A 16,282-nucleotide genomic window follows, 5' to 3' on the forward strand; every position below is an offset into this window, starting at 1 on the left:
GGAGGTCCTATGGGATTGCCAGGCCGAGCAGGGCCGTGGCCAGCGTGAAGTAGATGAGGATACCGCCGATGTCGGCGAGCGAGGTGACCAGCGGTACGCTGGCGGTCGCCGGATCGAGGCGGAACTTGTTCAGGACCACCGGCAGCAGCATGCCGAGGATGCTGGCCACGGTAACGATGATGGTCATCGACAGCGCGACCAGCAGCGCGATCTCCGGCCCGCCGCGCCACAGCCCGACCAGCGATACCGCCACACCCATGCTGAGTCCGAGGGTCAGGGATACGCCCATTTCCTTGGCCCAAAGCCGGAGCCAGTCCCTGGCCGTGACCTCGCCGGTGGCCATGGCGCGCACCATCAGCGTGGAGCTTTGCGCGCCGGCGTTACCGCCGGAGGCGATCAGCAGCGGCAGGAAGAACACCAGCACCACCACCGCCTCGATGATGTCCTCGTACTGGGAGATCATCAGCGCGCCGATGGTGTTGAAGGCGACTAGGCCCAGCAGCCAGCCGATGCGCTTGCGATAGAGCAGGAACGGGCTGGCCTCCTGCGGGGACAGCGGCAGGGTGCCCACCGAGCCCAGCTTGTGGAAGTCCTCGGTGGACTCGGCCTCGATCAGGTCCATCACGTCGTCCACTGTGACCACGCCCAGCAGTTCGCCGATCTCGCCGACCACCGGCAGGCTCTCCAGGTCGTAGTGCTGGATGCGGCGGGCGGCCTCCACCGCGTGTTCGGAGACCGCGATGGTGATCGGGTCGGCTTCGCTCAGCAGTTCGCGCACCGGACTGTCGGCGCTGGCGCGCAGGAAGTGGCGGATGGGTATGGCGGCCAGCAGCACGCGGTCCTGATCGACCACGAAGATCACGTTGTTGGAGTGCTCGTCCGCGTTGCGGCGGATGAAGGCCAGGGCGCGCTTGAGTGTCCAGTCCGGGTCCACCGCGACGACATCCGGCGACATCACGCGGCCGACCGAGTCCTCCGGGTAGTTGAGCTGCTTGAGCGCGCGGCGGATCGCGCGAAACGGCAGCAGGCGCAGGTAGCCGCGCAGGGTGTCCGGGTCCAGGGTCTGCAGCAGGGCGGTGAGATCGTCCGCCTCCATCTCGGAGAGGATGAAGCGGGCGTCCTCGCGCGGGGAGGCCTCCAGCAGGCGGATCTGGTGCCCGGTGTCGAGGTAGGCAAAGACGTCCGCCTTGCGCCCGGGGGGCAGCAGGTTGAAGACGGCGATGAGGTCTTCCTCGCCCAGCTCCATCAGCGCGTGGGCGATATCCTGCACGCGCATGTAGTCGAGCAGTTCGTGGAGCCCGTCGCGGTCGTCCAGACGCAACAGCTCCTTCAGCTCGATGATGGACTGCTCGAGGTGAAGCTCCATGCCCTTCTCCCGGCGGCATCGGGGCAGCGCGCGGACTGTGCACGGGCACAGGCCATCGCGGCGCCGCACGAATGCGGTGAATGGTGCAGGTTCGGGTCGGGCGGGGCCCGGCCGTTCCCGGCTCTTTGATCAAAGAGGCCTGACGGGAAGCGACCGGTTAGGGAACGGACGCTTGCCGCTAGGCGCAGATAGATCGGCTGCGTGATCGGCTGCTTGATCGGCGTGTCAAGGCGCGTTCCCGTGTGTGGAGATGGCGCTTATTCTAACGGATGCCGGGCCTCAATCAACCGCTTGTGTGGCATTTTGAAACATTCATCTAGTCTTCATGGTCTGTGATGGGCTGGAACGTGTGGGGCGTTCGGTGAGCGCTGTTCGCCTGCGAGCAGGCTCCTACGGTGGGCTTTTCCTGCCGTGTAGGAGCCTGCTCGCAGGCGAAGATTCGTGTGATTGAAAAGGTGTCTGCGATGGAGCAACAAGGCTCGGTAGAAGGCGTGGTGCTGTCTCTGACCGATGTGGCGTTTGCCTACCCCGGCGAGGGCGAGGTGCTGCACGGTGTGGACTTCGAGCTGGCCCCCGGCGAGCGCGTGGCGATCGTGGGCGAGAGCGGGAGTGGCAAGTCCACCCTGCTGCATCTGGCGGCCGGGCTGGAGGCGGCGGATCGCGGCGCGGTGCATCTGGCGGGCGAGGCGCTCGCGGGGCTGGACGAGGCGGCACGCACGCGGCTGCGCCGGGCCCGCGTGGGGATCGTGTTCCAGTCGTTCCATCTGATTCCGACGCTGACGGTGCTGGAGAACGTGATGCTGCCGCTGGAGCTGGCAACGCAGGCCGATGCGGCCGCCCGCCGCGAGCGCGCCGGACGCCAGCTGACGGCGGTAGGGCTGGGGGACAAGGGTGAGCGGTATCCGGAGGCGCTGTCGGGTGGCGAGCAGCAGCGGGTCGCGATCGCGCGGGCGCTGGTGCACGAGCCGGCGCTGATCCTCGCCGACGAGCCGACCGGGAACCTCGACTCGCGCACTGGCGAGACGATATTCGGGCTGCTGCTGGAGCAAGTACGGGCGACCGGGTGTTCCTTGTTGCTGGTGACCCACAGCAATGAACTGGCGGGGCGACTGGATCGGGTGCTGACGATGCGCGACGGGGTCCTTCAGCCTCCGGAATCGGTGGAGGGGTCGCCGGCGTGAGCGGTCTCGTTCTGCGTGCGTGGCTGCGCGACTGGCGTCGGCGGCCGCTGCAGCGGGTGCTGACGCTGGTCGGTGTGATCATCGGCGTGGCGGTGGTGCTGGCGGTGGATCTGGCGAACCAGTCCGCCCAGCGGGCCTTCGACCGCTCGATGGACGAGGTGGCCGGGGCCGCCACGCATCAGGTGCTGGGGCCGGCGAGCGGCTTCGACGAGGCCTTTTACCGCGACCTGCGCATGGCCGGGTGGCGGGATACGGCCCCGATCGTGGAGGGCCCGGCGCGACTGCCGGATGGCACGACGATCTACGTGCTGGGCGTCGATCCGCTGGCCGAGGGGCCGTTTCGCGGGGCGGCCTCGGATATCGGCGATGCCCCGGTGCAGCGCCTGGTGACCGAGCCGGGGACGATCCTGCCGCCTGCGGGCTGGTTCCGGGCGAGCGGGGAGGCGCATGGGGCTCGATTGGCACTGGAGGCGGCCGGGGGCGAGCGCGAGGTCACGTTGATCAACCGTGCCGCCGAACGGGACGAGGACCCGAGTGATGATGGGGGGGATGGCGCGCCTGATGATGCGGGCGCCGCGCTCTGGGTGACGGATATCGCCACGGCGCAGGTATTGCTCGACCGGCTGGGGCGGCTGGACCGGATCGACGTGCGGCTGGCCGAGGACGAGGTCGAGGCCCTGGCCGACGTATTGCCCGCGGAACTGGAGCTTGTGGCGGTCGAGAGCCGGGGGCAGGCCGCGCGCCAGCTGGCGCAGGCGTTCCGCATCAACCTCACCGCGATGAGCCTGCTGGCGCTGCTGATCGCGGCGTTTCTGATCTACAACACGCAGACCTTTGCGGTGCTGCGCCGGCGCGAGGTGATTGCCAGCCTGCGCCTGGTTGGTGTCGGGCGCCGGGCGATCTTCGGGGTGGTGCTGCTGGAGGCCCTGCTGGTCGGCGTGATCGGCACGCTGCTGGGTGCGCTGCTGGGGGTGGCCCTGGCACAGGTGCTGGTCGCGCAGGTCGCGCAGACGGTGACGGATCACTTCTTCGCGGTGGCGGTGACCGGGGTCACGCCGCGGCCATTGGCTCTGGCCGCGGTGCTCCTGCTGGGCGTGGGGCTGTCGCTGGCGGCCGCACTGGCCCCGGCCTGGGAGGCGGCGCGGGTGGCCAGCCCGGCCGGCACCGGGCGCGGAGGGCTGGAACGGCGTGCCCGTGGCTGGGCCGCATGGCTGGCGCTGGCGTCTATCGTTCTGTTGCTGGCGGGCGTCGGGTTGATCGTGACCGGTGCCGGGGCGCTGGTGGGCGGGTTTGTCGCACTGTTCCTGCTGATTGCGGGGTTCGTGTTGCTGCTGCCCTGGGTGCTGGCGTGGACGCTGCGCGGCCTGGCGGTGCTGGTGCGCGGGGCGGTCCTGCCGCGCATTGCGGTTCGCAGCCTGGAGCGCAGCTTGTCGCGCAGCGCGCCTGCCACCTCGGCGCTGACGCTGGCGCTGGCGGCGGCCATCGGCGTGGCGGTGATGGTGGGGAGCTTTCGCGGGAGCGTGGAGCAGTGGCTGGGGCAGGCACTGACCTCGGACCTGTACGTGGTGCCGGCGGCCCCGGCTTCGGCGCGCGGTGGGGCGCGCCTTCCCGAGGACTGGACCGCTGACCTGGTGGCCCGGTCGGGTGCCGTGTCGGTCAGTTCCGGCACCAGCCAGGAGGTCGTCAGTGACCGGGGACTGGTGGATCTGTACGTGGTGCGTCCGCATGCCGACTGGCTGGACTACCTGCCGCTGCTGGAGGCGGCCGTGCCCCGCGAGGCACTGGGGACGCGGCTGGCCGCGGACGATGCGGTGCTGGTGACCGAGCCGTTTGCCGCCCATCACGATGTGGCGTTGGGCGATCGGCTTTCGCTGGCCGCGGCCGGGGGGAGGCGGGCATTCGAGATCCTAGGGATTTATCGCGACTACGGGAACCCGCAGGGCACGGTGCTGATGACGCAGGCGGCGTTCGTGCGCGGGGGCGTGGCCGCGGACGAGGTGGGCTCGTTCGGGCTGCGCCTGCCGGATGGTGCCGACGCCGAGCAGGCGGTGGAACACCTGGAGGCGTGGCTGGCGGCGCAGGAGCGCGCGGCGCTGGTGACGCGGCCGGGGGATATCGAGCAGGAGTCGATGGCGATCTTCGATCGGACCTTTGCGATCACGCATCTGCTGCGGGTGATCACGCTGGTGGTCGCATTCATCGCCATCCTGGGGGCATTGATTGCGTTACAGATGGAACGGGCGCGCGAGTTCGCCACGCTGCGCAGCCTCGGCCTGTTGCCCGGCGGCGTGCGCGGGCTGGTGGTGCTGCAGGGCGGGGTGCTAGGGGTATTCGCCGCCCTGGCGGCGATCCCGCTCGGGCTGGGGATGGGCTGGTTGCTGATCGAGGTGATCAACCGCGAGGCCTTTGGCTGGGGAATGGACCTGCGCCTGCCCTGGGTCGAGGTCGGGGAGACCGTACTGCTGGGCGTGGGGGCTGCATTGCTGGCGTCGGTGATCCCCGCCTGGCGGATGGCGCGGATGCGGCTGGTGCCGGCGCTTAGGGAGGTGCCGTAATGCGGTGGTTTGATTTTGTAGGAGCGGGCTTGCCAGCGAATGGCTCGCGGCAGAATCCAGCGCGGGCGGGGGCTTCGCGGGCAAGCCCGCTCCTACAGGGGCTTCTGGTCATGTTGTTGGTGGGGTTACTGGCCGCATGCGGGGGTGTGGAGCCGCCGGAGGCGGACGATTCGGGGGTGACCGGACTGCGGGTGAGCGAGGCGCTCGGGGGTGAGGACACCACGGGCTTTCGCCGCGCCGATGCGCCGCGGGCGTTCGAGTTTCCGCGCGATCATGGGCCGCATCCGGGGTTTCGCAACGAGTGGTGGTACCTGACGGGGAATCTGGACGGGCCCGAAGGCGAGCGTTTCGGATTTCACGTGACGTTCTTCCGCGTGGGCCTGGCGCCAGGGCTTGCCGGGGATCCGGTCTGGCACGAGTCGGCCTGGGCCAGCCCCGATCTGTGGATGGTGCATACGGCGGTGCTGGACCGTGACGCGGGGTTTCACGCATCCGAGGAGCGGTTCGTGCGCGATGGCGGCGGGCTGGCCGGGGCCACCGAGCCGGTGGGGCGTGTCTGGGCCGAGGATTGGGAACTGGCCGGGCTGGACGGGGAGCGCTGGACGCTGCGCTTCACGGTCGAGGACTACGTGCTGTCCCTGGAACTGGAGCCTGCGCGCGAGCCGGTGTTGCAGGGCGAGGCCGGCCTGAGCCAGAAGGGGCCGGAGCCGGGCGATGCCTCGTATTACTACTCGATGCCGCGTATCGCGGTGGCGGGGGAGGTGCGCCGTGCTGCCGGGGCGGCGCTGGACGTGACCGGGCAGGCGTGGATGGACCGCGAATGGAGCACCAGTGCGCTGGCGGAGGATCAGGCGGGCTGGGACTGGTTTGCGCTGCAGCTGGATGACGGGCTGGACGTGATGTATTACCAGTTGCGCCGCCCCGATGGGACGCCGCACGAGTTATCGAAAGGTCGCTGGATGCCGGCGAATGCCGAGGACGCCCTGCTGGAGCCGGAGCAGGTGCAGCTCGAACCCACCCGCTACGCCACCCAGCCGTCCGGCAATCGCTATCCGGTGGAATGGTCCATGCGTATCGAGCCTCCGGATGGTGGGCCTGTGCGCGAGTGGACCGTGGTGGCGGTGCGCGACGAGCAGGAGATGGACACGGTGGTGCGTTATTGGGAAGGGGCCGTGGATATTCTCGACGCGGATGGCGAGCCGGTCGGCCGGGGCTTCGTGGAGTTGACGGGGTATGAGGACGGGTGAAGGCCTTGGGTCGGGGGCCTCTGCCTGAGGGGTTGATGCGATTCGCTTCGCTCATCGCATCCTACGAAAATTCTACCCGCCCTTGTAGGATGCGATGAGCGAAGCGAATCGCATCGCGTCGGAGCAGCACAAACATCGGTTCGAACCAATCCCAGGGAAGGGAGGCGACGGATGACGGATTATCGCCGTGTGCGCGTGCCGGGTGGCACGTATTTTTTCACTGTGAATGCGGCCGTTCGGGTAGGAAACACCCTATTTACGGATCACATTGACGCGTTGAGAGACGCGTTTCGCGAGGTGCGGCATCGTCATCCGTTCGTGATCGACGCGATGGTGGTGTTGCCCGAGCATCTCCATTGTATCTGGCGCCTGCCGGACGATGATGCCGATTTCAGCCGCCGATGGCGGTTGATCAAGGCGCGGTTCTCGCGGTTGGTGTGTGCTGGCGAAGCGCGCACGCGTAGCCGGGCAAGACGCGGTGAGCGAGGGCTCTGGCAACGCCGGTTCTGGGAGCATTGCATCCGCGATGAGGATGATTGGGTCCGCCATGTCGATTATATCCATTACAACCCGGTGAAGCATTGCTGGGCACGTTGTGTGGCCGAGTGGCCGTACTCCAGTTTTCACCGGTTTGTGCGGGCAGGTGTGTATCCGGTGGATTGGGGTGGCGTGCCGGAATCGGATGGCTTGGTTGTGGGGGAGGCCCGGGGTGGTTGATGTATCCGAGTGATGCGATTCGCGGGGCTCATCACATCCTACGAGGGGAGAAATGGGTTCGTAGGATGTGATCAGCGGAGCGAATCGCATCGATGATGTGGGGCGTTTCGGAAATGGGGTGGCGGGGCGCGCCACCCCGGGGGCTACCACTCCAGGGCTTCGTGGGCGGGGGCCAGGTCGAAGTCGTCCTCGAGGTGGGCGCGCAGGGCGCGTTCTTCCATCAGGCGTTCCAGGGCGCGGCGAGCGGCGTGGCGTGCCGGGCCGCGGTCATTGACGAGCTGGTTGTCGAACAGGCTGGCGATTTCGTCGGCACCATCGGCCACGTCGTCGATCGTCGGATCCATTGTCGGGTCTCCTGACAAGCCGGCCGGGCCACCCCGGACTGCGGTATCAGAAAAGCCTTATATATCGTTCCCGGCGCTGCGCAAGCAGAAAATTCTTATTGTTCGGCGGATTGTCTTATGGGCATGGCACGCCGAACTCGGGACGCTGCTTCTGGTCCATCGTGCACGAGTGGCAGCGCTTCTCACTGTCATCCCAACCAGTCGCGAGGGCAGGCCATGCTGATCCGCACCCGACGTCGTTCCGAGTGTTCCCATAGCGAGATCACCCCGCTGGAGGTCTACGCGCGGCGGCGCGAGTTCCTGCGTGCCGGGGTCGGGTTGGGCGCCGGTCTTGCCCTGGGGGGGCTGGGCATGGCGTTGCCGGCCTCGGCCGCGCTGCGCGGCTACCCGCTCGAGTTCGAGGGCAGTGAGTACTCCACGGACGAGTCGAAGACCGCGTATGACGAGATCACCAGCTACAACAATTTCTTCGAGATGGGGCCGGGCAAGAGTGACCCCAAGACCTACGCCGACCAGCTGAAGACCGACCCCTGGACCATCACCGTGGACGGGCTGTGCGAGAACCCCGGCGAGTATCTGGTCGAGGATTTCATCAGCCCCTGGTCACTGGAGGAGCGGATCTATCGCATGCGCTGTGTCGAGGGCTGGTCCATGGTGATCCCGTGGATCGGCTTCGAGCTGAATCGCATCATCGAGAAGGCGCAGCCGCGCGGCGGTGCCCGCTATGTCGCCTTCGAGAGCATCTACGATCCGGACAACCTGCGCGGCCAGCGCCGCCGCCGCGGCAGTAGTGGCGGGCTCGAGTGGCCCTATACCGAGGGGCTGCGCCTGGACGAGGCGATGCATCCGCTGACGATTCTCGCCGTGGGGTTGTACGACGAAGTGCTGCCGAATCAGAACGGGGCGCCGATCCGCCTGGTGGTGCCGTGGAAGTATGGCTTCAAGAGCATCAAGTCGATCCAGCACATCCGCTTTGTCGAGGACCAGCCGCCGACCCTGTGGAATCAGGCGCAGTCCGACGAGTACGGTTTCTACAGCAACGTGAATCCGGACGTGGACCATCCGCGCTGGTCACAGCGCACCGAGCGCCGGATCGGCGAGTTCCGCCGCCGGCGCACGGAGATGTTCAACGGCTATGCCGATGAAGTCGCCTCGCTGTACGAGGGGATGGACCTGACGCGGTACATCTGACGCGGTGACGGCATGACGTCCTCAACGCGCCGGGCGCGCGCCCGGCCACCGCGTGGCGTCTGGTGGGCGGTGCTGCTGGCCTCGCTGGTCCCGGCGGCCTGGATCGGCCTGCGTACGCTGGGCTGGTTCGACGGGCTGGGCGTGAATCCGATCGAGAAGCTGCTGGAACTCTCCGGCACCCACGCGATGATTGCGCTGCTGATCGCGCTGGCGGTCACACCGCTGCGGCAGATGACGGGGCTGGCGTGGATCGTGCGGTTACGGCGAATGCTGGGGCTGGTGGCGTTCGGTTACGTGACCGCGCACGCCCTGATCTGGCTGGGGGTGGATCTGTTCTTTGACTGGGAACTGGTGCTCTACGACCTGACCGAGCGCCCGTTCGTGATGGTCGGCTTCGCCGCCTGGCTGATCCTGCTGGCGTTGACGCTGACCTCCACCGACGGCGCCCAGCGCTGGCTCAAGAAGAAGTGGGTCTGGCTGCACCGTGGGGTGTACCTGGCCGGCGTGCTGGCGGTGCTCCACTTCCTGTGGCTGGCCCGCGCTGACTACGTGGAGGTGGCCCTGTACGCGGCCATCCTCGCCTTTCTGCTTGGCTGGCGCGTGTTCTACCGCTGGCAAACCCGGCGCCGTATCCATGCCCGCCGCGTTAGCGCGTGATCCCGACGCCGTTACGCCAACCATGAAGCCCACGAAGGCATGAAGGTGGTCAAAGGCCAGGAACCACAGAGTTCATAGAGGGCACAGAGAAGGGCAAGAAAGTTAATGGGATGCGGGCAACAGGCTTGGCGCCCGGATGTCGCATTCCATAGTTGTCGATTATTTTCGCTGGACCTGCTCCGTGTCCTCTGTGCCCTCCGTGGTTAATTCGCCCTTGCCCTTCTTCGTGTGCTTCTTGGTGGATAAAAGGGGGCGCGAAGAACGCTAGCTGGCGTTGAGGGTGATCAGGAATTCTAGCAGGGCCTTCTGGGCGTGCAGGCGGTTCTCGGCCTCGTCCCAGACGACGCTTTGCGGGCCTTCCAGGACATCCGTGGAGACTTCTTCTTCGCGGTGGGCCGGCAGGCAGTGCATGAACAGGGCGTCGTCGTTGGCGAGCCGCATCAGGTCGGCATCGACGAAGAAGCCGGAGAAGGCCCGGCGCCGCGCGCTCTTTTCCTGCTCCTGGCCCATGCTCGCCCAGACATCGGTGACGACCAGATCCGCACCCTCGGCCGCGGCACGTGCGTCGCGCGTCAGCTCGAAGTGTTCCTGCGTGGTCTCGACCACGCTGGGCTCCGGGTCGTAGCCTTCCGGACAGGCGGCGACCAGCTGGAAATCCAGCTGGCGGGCGGCGTACATGTAGCTGTGGCACATGTTGTTGCCGTCGCCGATCCAGGCCACGCGCTTGCCGCGGATGTCGCCGCGGTGCTCGACGTAGGTCTGCAGGTCGGCGAGCAGCTGCGCCGGGTGCTCCAGATCGGTCAGGCCGTTGATCACCGGGACCGAGGAGTGCTTGGCGAACAGTTCGATCTTCTCGTGCTCGTAGGTGCGGATCATCACGCAGTCGACCATGCGCGAGAGTACGCGGGCGGTGTCTTCGATCGGTTCGCCGCGGCCCAGCTGGGTGTCGCGCGGGGACAGGAACAGGGCGTTGCCGCCCAGCTGCTGCATGCCCACCTCGAACGATACCCGGGTCCGGGTGGAGGACTTCTCGAAGATCATGCCCAGGGTCTTGCCGCGCAGCAGGTCGTCGTGGTGCCCGCCCGACTTCAGCTGCTGCTTGAGCTCGATCGCCCGTTGCAGCAGGGCACGGGTTTCATCCCCGGAGAGATCGAGGAACGAGAGGTAATGGCGAGGGTTCATGCAGAGACCTCCTTGGGGACAGAGGATGACAGGAAGGCATCCACCAGGTCGGCTACGGTGGCGGCGATCTGTTCCACCTGGTCGTCGTCGATGATCAGCGGCGGCAGCAGGCGGATCACGCGGTCCGCCGTGACGTTCAGGATCAGGCCGCGTTCCAGGGCGGCCATCACCAGCTCGCCCGCCGGGCGGTCCAGCTCGACGCCGATCATCAGGCCGCGGCCGCGCACGGCGACCACGCCCGGGTGGTCGCTCAGACGGTCGCGCAGGCGACCCAGCAGGAATTCGCCCTGGCGCGCGGCCTGTTCGCACAGGGCCTCGTCCTGCATGACGTCGAGCACGGCCAGTGCCGCCCGGCACACCAGCGGGTTGCCCCCGAAGGTGGTGCCATGCATGCCGGGACTGAACAGCTCGCGCGCCGCACCGGCGACCAGATTGGCGCCAATGGGGATGCCGTTGCCGAGACCCTTGGCCAGGCTGACCACGTCCGGCGTGATGCCCTCGTGCTGGAAGGCGAACCAGTATCCGGTGCGTCCGATGCCCGCCTGGATCTCGTCCAGCATCAGCAGCCAGTCCTTGCGGTCGGCCAGCTCGCGCAGGCGCCGCAGGTAGCCAGGGGGCGGGACATGGATCCCGCCTTCGCCGGTGACCGGCTCGACCAGGATTGCGACCACGTCGGGGTCTTCGGCCAGGGCCTCTACCGCATCGAAGTCGCCATGCGGGACATGCACGAAGCCCGAGACCAGCGGTTCGAACCCGGCACGCACCTTGGGGTTTCCGGTGGCGGACAGCGTGGCCAGGGTGCGGCCGTGGAAGCTGCCCTCCATCACCACGATCTTGGGCTCGGCGATGCCCCGGGCGCGGCCGTGCAGGCGGGCGAGCTTGATCGCCGCTTCGTTGGCCTCGGCTCCGGAGTTGCAGAAGAACGCGCGGTCCATGCCGGCCAGCTTGCACAGACGCCGGGCCAGCTGTTCCTGCAGCGGGATACGGTACAGGTTGGAGGTATGCACCAGCGTGCTGGCCTGGTCGCAGATGGCCTGTGCCACCTTGGGGTGGGCATGTCCGAGACCGCACACGGCAATGCCGGACAGGGCATCCAGATAGCGCTTGCCGTCGGTGTCCCACAGCCAGGCGCCTTCGCCACGTTCAAAGGCGACGGGCAGGCGCTTGTAGGTGTTCTGCAGGGCGTCGTTCATTGGGTTCTCCGAAACCAAAGAGCCGGCGGAGGACCGCCGGCTCGATGAAAGGCGCAGCCGCATCATGCGGCCAAAGGCGCCTAGTATATAAACCCTTTGGGGTTTACTTCATCTGCTGGGCAGCAAAGTCCCAGTTGACCACGGCCCAGAAGTTCTCGAGGTACTTCGGGCGCGCGTTGCGATAGTCGATGTAGTAGGCGTGTTCCCAGGCATCGCAGGTCAGCAGCGGGGTCTTGCCGTCGCGCAGCGGGTTGGCGGCGTTGGAGGTGTTGACGATCTCCACCGAGCCATCACTGTTCTGCACCAGCCAGGTCCAGCCGGAACCGAAGTTGCCGACGGCGGATTCGTTGAACTTCTCCTTGAAGGCATCGAACGAACCGAAGGCGCTGTTGATCGCGTCCGCGAGCTTGCCGGAAGGTTCGCCGCCGGCGTTCGGGGCCATGCAGTTGAAGTAGAAGGTGTGGTTCCAGACCTGGGCGCCGTTGTTGAAGATGCCGCCGGCCGGGGCCTTCTTGATGATGTCTTCCAGCGAGGCATTTTCGAACTCGGAACCCGGCAGCAGGCCGTTCAGCTTGGTCACGTAGGTCGCGTGGTGCTTGTCGTGATGGTATTCCAGCGTCTCGGCGGAGATGTGCGGCTCCAGCGCGTTCTTGGCGTAGGGCAGATCGGGCAGTTCGTAGGCCATGAAAGACTCCTTGTACGGTGTCGTGAGAAACTGAGGCGGCGGCGCACCCGAACCGGGAGCGACGCATAACGGGTTAACGATAGTCACGTTGCCCGGGCGATGCAATTCCCGATGATGCCGGTTGGTTTTCACCCCGGCGGATTTCCCACAAGACGAGGCGCATGGCGGATACCGACGAGACGGGGCAGGAAGGCGAAGCGGCGGTGGCGAAGGGCTCGACGGTGGACTGGCGCGCCCGGATCGGCCTGATGCTGGGCCCGGCGATCTTTGTGCTGTTCCTGCTGGTGCCGGCGCCGACGGGGTTCGATCCGGCGGCTTGGTGGGTGCTGGGGCTGACGCTGTTCATGGCGACCTGGTGGATCAGCGAGGCGTTGCCGCTGCCGGTCACGGCGCTGCTGCCGATCGCGATCCTCCCGGTCCTCGACATTACCTCGATGGAGAACGCGACCGCGCCCTACGCGAACCCGATCATCTTCCTGTTCATGGGTGGCTTTGCGATCGCCTTGGCGGTGCAACGCTGGGATTTGCACCGGCGCATGGCGCTCGCGATCGTGGCCCGTTCCGGGAATCGTCTGCACGCCCTGGTCGGGGCCTTCATGCTGGCCACGGCCGGGTTGTCCATGTGGGTCAGCAATACCGCGACCGCGGCGCTGATGCTGCCGATCGCCCTGTCGGTACTGGGCCTGATTGAACGTGGTGCATCGCCACAGGGGCCGGGGGCGAGTGCGGAGTCGCGGCGCCCGGCCCTGGCGTTGTTGCTGGGGATCGCCTTTGCCGCAAACATCGGGGGCATGGCGACCATTATCGGCTCGCCGCCGAACGCCCTGACCGCGGCCTATCTCGGGGATCGCCACGGGATGGAGATCGGGTTTCTGGAATGGATGACCCTGGGCCTGCCGTTGGCGGCGATCCTCCTGGCCCTCGCGTGGTGGCTGCTGACGCGCTGGGTGTTCCCGGTGCACCGGGTCGAACTGAACGGCCTGCGCGCCCTGCTGGACGAGCAGCGCGCCACGGTCGGGCGTTGGTCGACCGCAGAGAAGCGCGTGGCGGCGGTGTTCGTGCTGGTCGCGCTCGCCTGGCTGACACGACCGCTGCTGGAGGGGTGGTTGCCCATCTCGCTGACCGATGCCGGCATTGCGATCCTGGGCGCCGGCTTGTTGTTCCTGATCCCCTCGGGTTCCATGGAGCAGCGCAGGTTGTTGGCCTGGGACAACACCCGCGAACTGCCCTGGGGCGTGCTGCTGCTGGTCGGAGGCGGCCTCAGCCTGGGGGCGGCCATCGAGTCCAGTGGTCTGGCGGAGCTGGCGGCCGATGCCCTGGTGATCGCGCAGACCTGGCCGCTGATCCTGATCATGGCCGGGGTGGTGTTGCTGACCATGACGCTGAGCCACGTAACGAGCAATACGGCCACGGCCGCGACGCTGCTACCCCTGGTCACCGCGTTTGCGCTGAGCATGGACGTGCCGGTCCTGATGCTGGCACTCCCCGTCGCCTTTGCCGCTTCCGTGGCCTTCATGCTGCCGGTGGCGACCCCGCCGAATGCCATCGTGTTCGCCAGCAACCGCCTGCAGGTGCTGGACATGGTGCGGGGAGGGGCTCTGCTTTCCGTGGTGGCGCTGGTGCTGATCAGCCTGGCGGTCTACGTCTTCGCCGAGGCCCTGTTGGTGTAGCCGCGGCGCGGATTCGTTCTGTGAGTGCCGTGTCCCCGACGTTCTTGTGGGGATGAAAAGCCTTCCATGCTCAAGTTCTAGGATTCGCCGCCGCTAGGGAGGACGAACGGCCCATTATTTTGCGAGCTGGCGCTGACCGGCAGACCGAAGGACGCACCGACATGTTCAACAATATTCGAATTGGCGTACGGCTCATGGTGGGCATCATCGGCGTGGTGGTCCTGGCCGTGGTGCTGACCCTGGTCGTGGTGATGAATGCCCTGGGTACGATGGCGGACAGGGCGGAGCAGCGGGAGCTGAACGACTTGGCTGGCCAGTTGCTGGATCGGCTGGACCAGGAGTCGGCGCGCGCGACCGCGATGGCGGAGACCGTGGCGCGTATCCCGGATGTGCAGGAGGCCATGGCCAATGGGGATCGTGATCGGTTGGCCGCACTGACGGTGCCGAGTTTCGAGTCCCTGAACGCCGATTACGGCGTGCGCCAGTATCAGTTCCACACGCCGCCGGCGACCTCCTTCCTGCGCGTGCATCGCCCGGATCGTTATGGCGATGACCTGTCCGGTTTTCGCCAGACGGTCGTCGACACCAACGACCGCCGCGCCCCGATCTCGGGCCTGGAAGAGGGCGTGGCCGGCCTGGGTATCCGCGGCGTGGTCCCCATTGCTCACAACGGAGAGCACGTGGGTTCGGTGGAGTTCGGGCTGTCCTTCGGCGACCCTTTCTTCGAGCAGTTCACCGAGGAGCTGGGTGCACCGGTCGCGCTCTACCTGCGCGATGAGGGTCGGTTCAACCGCTTTGGCGGGACCATCGAAGGCGAAGCGACCTTCAATGCGGCCGAGATGCGCGAAGTGCTCGAGGGCGAGCGCCTGGTGCGCAACGTGACCTACCAGGGCGAGCCGATGGCGGTGATCGCCCGGCCGGTGCGCGATTTCTCCGGCGATGCGGTGGGTGTGCTGGAACTGATGGTGGACCGCAGCGCCTACGTGACCATGACCCGCAACGCCACCGGCACGGTGGTCATGGTCGGCGTGATCGCGGTGGTTCTGGGCGCGCTGCTGGCCTGGTTCCTGACCCGCAGTATCGTGCGCCCGCTGTGCCAGACGGTGGAGCGTCTGGACGACATCGCCAGTGGCGAGGGTGACCTGACGCGCCAGCTGGAGGTGTCCGGCCGGAACGAGCTGGGCGATCTGGCGGTGGTGTTCAACCGCTTTGTCGAGAAGATTCGCGTGTTGATCCAGCAAGTGGCGGCGGGTTCCGATCAGGTCGCTGCCGCGTCCAACGAGCTGTCCGCGACCAGCGAGGAGACCAACGAGCAGGTGCGCCGCCAGAAGGCGGAGACCGACCAGGTCGCCACCGCGATGAACGAGATGACCGCCACCGTGCAGGAAGTCGCCCGCAATGCCGCGGATGCGGCGGCGGCCGCCCAGGCTACGGACCAGGACGCCGTGGCCGGTCAGCAGGTGGTGCAGAAGACGATCACCGCGATCAACGGCCTGTCCAGGCAGGTCGACAATGCGGCCGAGGTGGTCACCCGCCTGTCGCAGGATGCCGAGCAGATCAACAAGGTCCTGGAGGTCATTGGGGACATCGCCGACCAGACCAACCTGCTGGCGCTGAATGCCGCGATCGAGGCGGCCCGCGCTGGCGAGCAGGGCCGCGGCTTCGCCGTGGTGGCCGACGAGGTACGCACCCTGGCCAGCCGGACGCAGGACTCGACGCACGAGATCCAGCAGATGATCGAGCGGGTCCAGAGCGGTACGCGCGAGGCGGTGCAGGCGATGGAAGATGGGCGTTCCAAGGCCCACGAGAGTGTCGAGCAGGTGAACCTCGCCGGCGAATCGCTGAACGCGATTACCCAGTCGGTGACCCGCATCAGCGACATGAACACGCAGATCGCCAGCGCCGCCGAGGAGCAGTCCACCGTGGCCGAGGAGATCAACCGCAACGTGGCCAACATCACCGAGGTGCTGGACCAGACCGCGGCGGGCTCCGAGCAGATCCGCAATGCCTCGGAGGAGCTGTCCAAGCTCGCGTCCCAGCAGCAGGAGCGCGTGGGTCAGTTCAAGGTCTGATACTCGACCCGATGATGTCGAGCCCGCCTCCCTGTTCGGGGAGCGCGGGCTTTTTTATGGGTGTGGGGAAAAGGGCAGACGAAGAAGCCAGGTCAAGGGCGATCCTGATTAGCAACGAGCGTCAGCCAGGCTCAAGGCCCGTGCGGGGCCGGGTCTCCAGGCGCCTCCTACATCGTCATCCCGGAAACCGCGCAGCGGTTATCCGGGATCTCCACGGTATGA

The 16,282-nt window shown here is 67.0% G+C and carries 13 protein-coding genes; 8 read left to right on the forward strand and 5 right to left on the reverse strand.

Annotated features, from left to right (window positions below):
• Positions 1–7: 7 nt before the first annotated feature.
• Positions 8–1,366 carry a magnesium transporter gene (gene mgtE, locus G333_RS0106800; protein WP_019628037.1) on the reverse strand — a complete coding sequence of 453 codons (1,359 nt, stop codon included), beginning with the start codon at positions 1,364–1,366 and terminating at the stop codon, positions 8–10.
• A 464-nt stretch (positions 1,367–1,830) separates the two neighbouring features.
• Here mgtE and G333_RS0106805 point away from each other — a divergent pair, with 464 nt between their 5' ends.
• The 4 genes from G333_RS0106805 to G333_RS14700 all read left to right on the forward strand — a co-directional run bounded on the left by G333_RS0106805 (position 1,831) and on the right by G333_RS14700 (position 7,066).
• The gene (locus G333_RS0106805; protein WP_019628038.1) at positions 1,831–2,547 is read left to right on the forward strand and encodes an ABC transporter ATP-binding protein; all 717 of its coding nucleotides are present in this window, start codon (positions 1,831–1,833) and stop codon (positions 2,545–2,547) included.
• Entirely contained in the window at positions 2,544–5,102 is a 2,559-nt protein-coding gene (locus tag G333_RS0106810; protein WP_019628039.1) for an ABC transporter permease, read from the forward strand. The genes G333_RS0106805 and G333_RS0106810 overlap by 4 nt, the downstream gene beginning before the upstream one ends.
• A gap of 110 nt (positions 5,103–5,212) precedes the next feature.
• Entirely contained in the window at positions 5,213–6,349 is a 1,137-nt protein-coding gene (locus tag G333_RS0106815; protein WP_019628040.1) for a lipocalin-like domain-containing protein, read from the forward strand.
• A gap of 171 nt (positions 6,350–6,520) precedes the next feature.
• Complete coding sequence (locus G333_RS14700) at positions 6,521–7,066, forward strand: transposase (RefSeq protein ID WP_081624512.1); 546 nt, start codon at positions 6,521–6,523, stop codon at positions 7,064–7,066.
• A 143-nt stretch (positions 7,067–7,209) separates the two neighbouring features.
• Here the strand turns inward: G333_RS14700 and G333_RS0106825 are convergent, their stop codons facing one another.
• Positions 7,210–7,410 (reverse strand): PA3496 family putative envelope integrity protein, encoded by a 201-nt coding sequence (locus G333_RS0106825; protein WP_018145403.1) that lies wholly within the window; start codon positions 7,408–7,410, stop codon positions 7,210–7,212.
• A 216-nt stretch (positions 7,411–7,626) separates the two neighbouring features.
• On the opposite strand from G333_RS0106825, the gene msrP reads away from it, so the two are divergent.
• Positions 7,627–8,601 (forward strand): protein-methionine-sulfoxide reductase catalytic subunit MsrP, encoded by a 975-nt coding sequence (gene msrP, locus G333_RS0106830; RefSeq protein WP_019628041.1) that lies wholly within the window; start codon positions 7,627–7,629, stop codon positions 8,599–8,601.
• Positions 8,602–8,613: 12 nt separating this feature from the next.
• A complete protein-coding gene (locus G333_RS0106835; RefSeq protein ID WP_026340917.1) occupies positions 8,614–9,258 on the forward strand; it encodes a sulfite oxidase heme-binding subunit YedZ in 645 nt (214 codons plus the stop codon).
• A 264-nt stretch (positions 9,259–9,522) separates the two neighbouring features.
• Here G333_RS0106835 and argF read toward each other — a convergent pair whose 3' ends face one another.
• The 3 genes from argF to G333_RS0106850 form a co-directional block, all read right to left on the reverse strand.
• Positions 9,523–10,440, reverse strand: a complete 918-nt coding sequence (gene argF, locus G333_RS0106840) for an ornithine carbamoyltransferase (protein ID WP_018145406.1) — start codon at positions 10,438–10,440, stop codon at positions 9,523–9,525.
• On the reverse strand, positions 10,437–11,633 hold the full coding sequence (locus tag G333_RS0106845; RefSeq protein ID WP_019568781.1) for an acetylornithine transaminase: 1,197 nt from the start codon (positions 11,631–11,633) through the stop codon (positions 10,437–10,439). Before G333_RS0106845 ends, argF begins: the two co-directional genes overlap by 4 nt.
• A 103-nt stretch (positions 11,634–11,736) precedes the next feature.
• Positions 11,737–12,318: a superoxide dismutase gene (locus G333_RS0106850; RefSeq protein WP_019628043.1), complete on the reverse strand. Its 582-nt coding sequence runs from the start codon at positions 12,316–12,318 to the stop codon at positions 11,737–11,739.
• Between the two features lie 161 nt (positions 12,319–12,479).
• Between G333_RS0106850 and G333_RS0106855 the strand changes: the two genes are divergently transcribed.
• Positions 12,480–13,988 carry a DASS family sodium-coupled anion symporter gene (locus G333_RS0106855; RefSeq protein WP_019568780.1) on the forward strand — a complete coding sequence of 503 codons (1,509 nt, stop codon included), beginning with the start codon at positions 12,480–12,482 and terminating at the stop codon, positions 13,986–13,988.
• 161 nt (positions 13,989–14,149) lie between these two features.
• Positions 14,150–16,060: a methyl-accepting chemotaxis protein gene (locus G333_RS0106860; RefSeq protein WP_019628044.1), complete on the forward strand. Its 1,911-nt coding sequence runs from the start codon at positions 14,150–14,152 to the stop codon at positions 16,058–16,060.
• Positions 16,061–16,282 lie beyond the last annotated feature (222 nt).

Origin of the sequence: Thioalkalivibrio sp. AKL10 (assembly GCF_000381845.1) — a bacterium.
GTDB lineage: Bacteria > Pseudomonadota > Gammaproteobacteria > Ectothiorhodospirales > Ectothiorhodospiraceae > Thioalkalivibrio > Thioalkalivibrio versutus.

Excerpts from the sequence above, each read along its gene's own strand:
- G333_RS0106850 (WP_019628043.1), bottom strand. The coding sequence starts at position 12,318 with ATGGCCTACGAACTGCCCGATCTGCCCTACGCCAAGAACGCGCTGGAG.
- G333_RS0106835 (WP_026340917.1), top strand. The coding sequence starts at position 8,614 with ATGACGTCCTCAACGCGCCGGGCGCGCGCCCGGCCACCGCGTGGCGTC.
- G333_RS0106815 (WP_019628040.1), top strand. The coding sequence starts at position 5,213 with ATGTTGTTGGTGGGGTTACTGGCCGCATGCGGGGGTGTGGAGCCGCCG.
- msrP (WP_019628041.1), top strand. The coding sequence starts at position 7,627 with ATGCTGATCCGCACCCGACGTCGTTCCGAGTGTTCCCATAGCGAGATC.
- mgtE (WP_019628037.1), bottom strand. The coding sequence starts at position 1,366 with ATGGAGCTTCACCTCGAGCAGTCCATCATCGAGCTGAAGGAGCTGTTG.
- G333_RS0106845 (WP_019568781.1), bottom strand. The coding sequence starts at position 11,633 with ATGAACGACGCCCTGCAGAACACCTACAAGCGCCTGCCCGTCGCCTTT.
- argF (WP_018145406.1), bottom strand. The coding sequence starts at position 10,440 with ATGAACCCTCGCCATTACCTCTCGTTCCTCGATCTCTCCGGGGATGAA.
- G333_RS0106860 (WP_019628044.1), top strand. The coding sequence starts at position 14,150 with ATGTTCAACAATATTCGAATTGGCGTACGGCTCATGGTGGGCATCATC.
- G333_RS0106855 (WP_019568780.1), top strand. The coding sequence starts at position 12,480 with ATGGCGGATACCGACGAGACGGGGCAGGAAGGCGAAGCGGCGGTGGCG.
- G333_RS0106825 (WP_018145403.1), bottom strand. The coding sequence starts at position 7,410 with ATGGATCCGACGATCGACGACGTGGCCGATGGTGCCGACGAAATCGCC.
- G333_RS0106805 (WP_019628038.1), top strand. The coding sequence starts at position 1,831 with ATGGAGCAACAAGGCTCGGTAGAAGGCGTGGTGCTGTCTCTGACCGAT.
- G333_RS14700 (WP_081624512.1), top strand. The coding sequence starts at position 6,521 with ATGACGGATTATCGCCGTGTGCGCGTGCCGGGTGGCACGTATTTTTTC.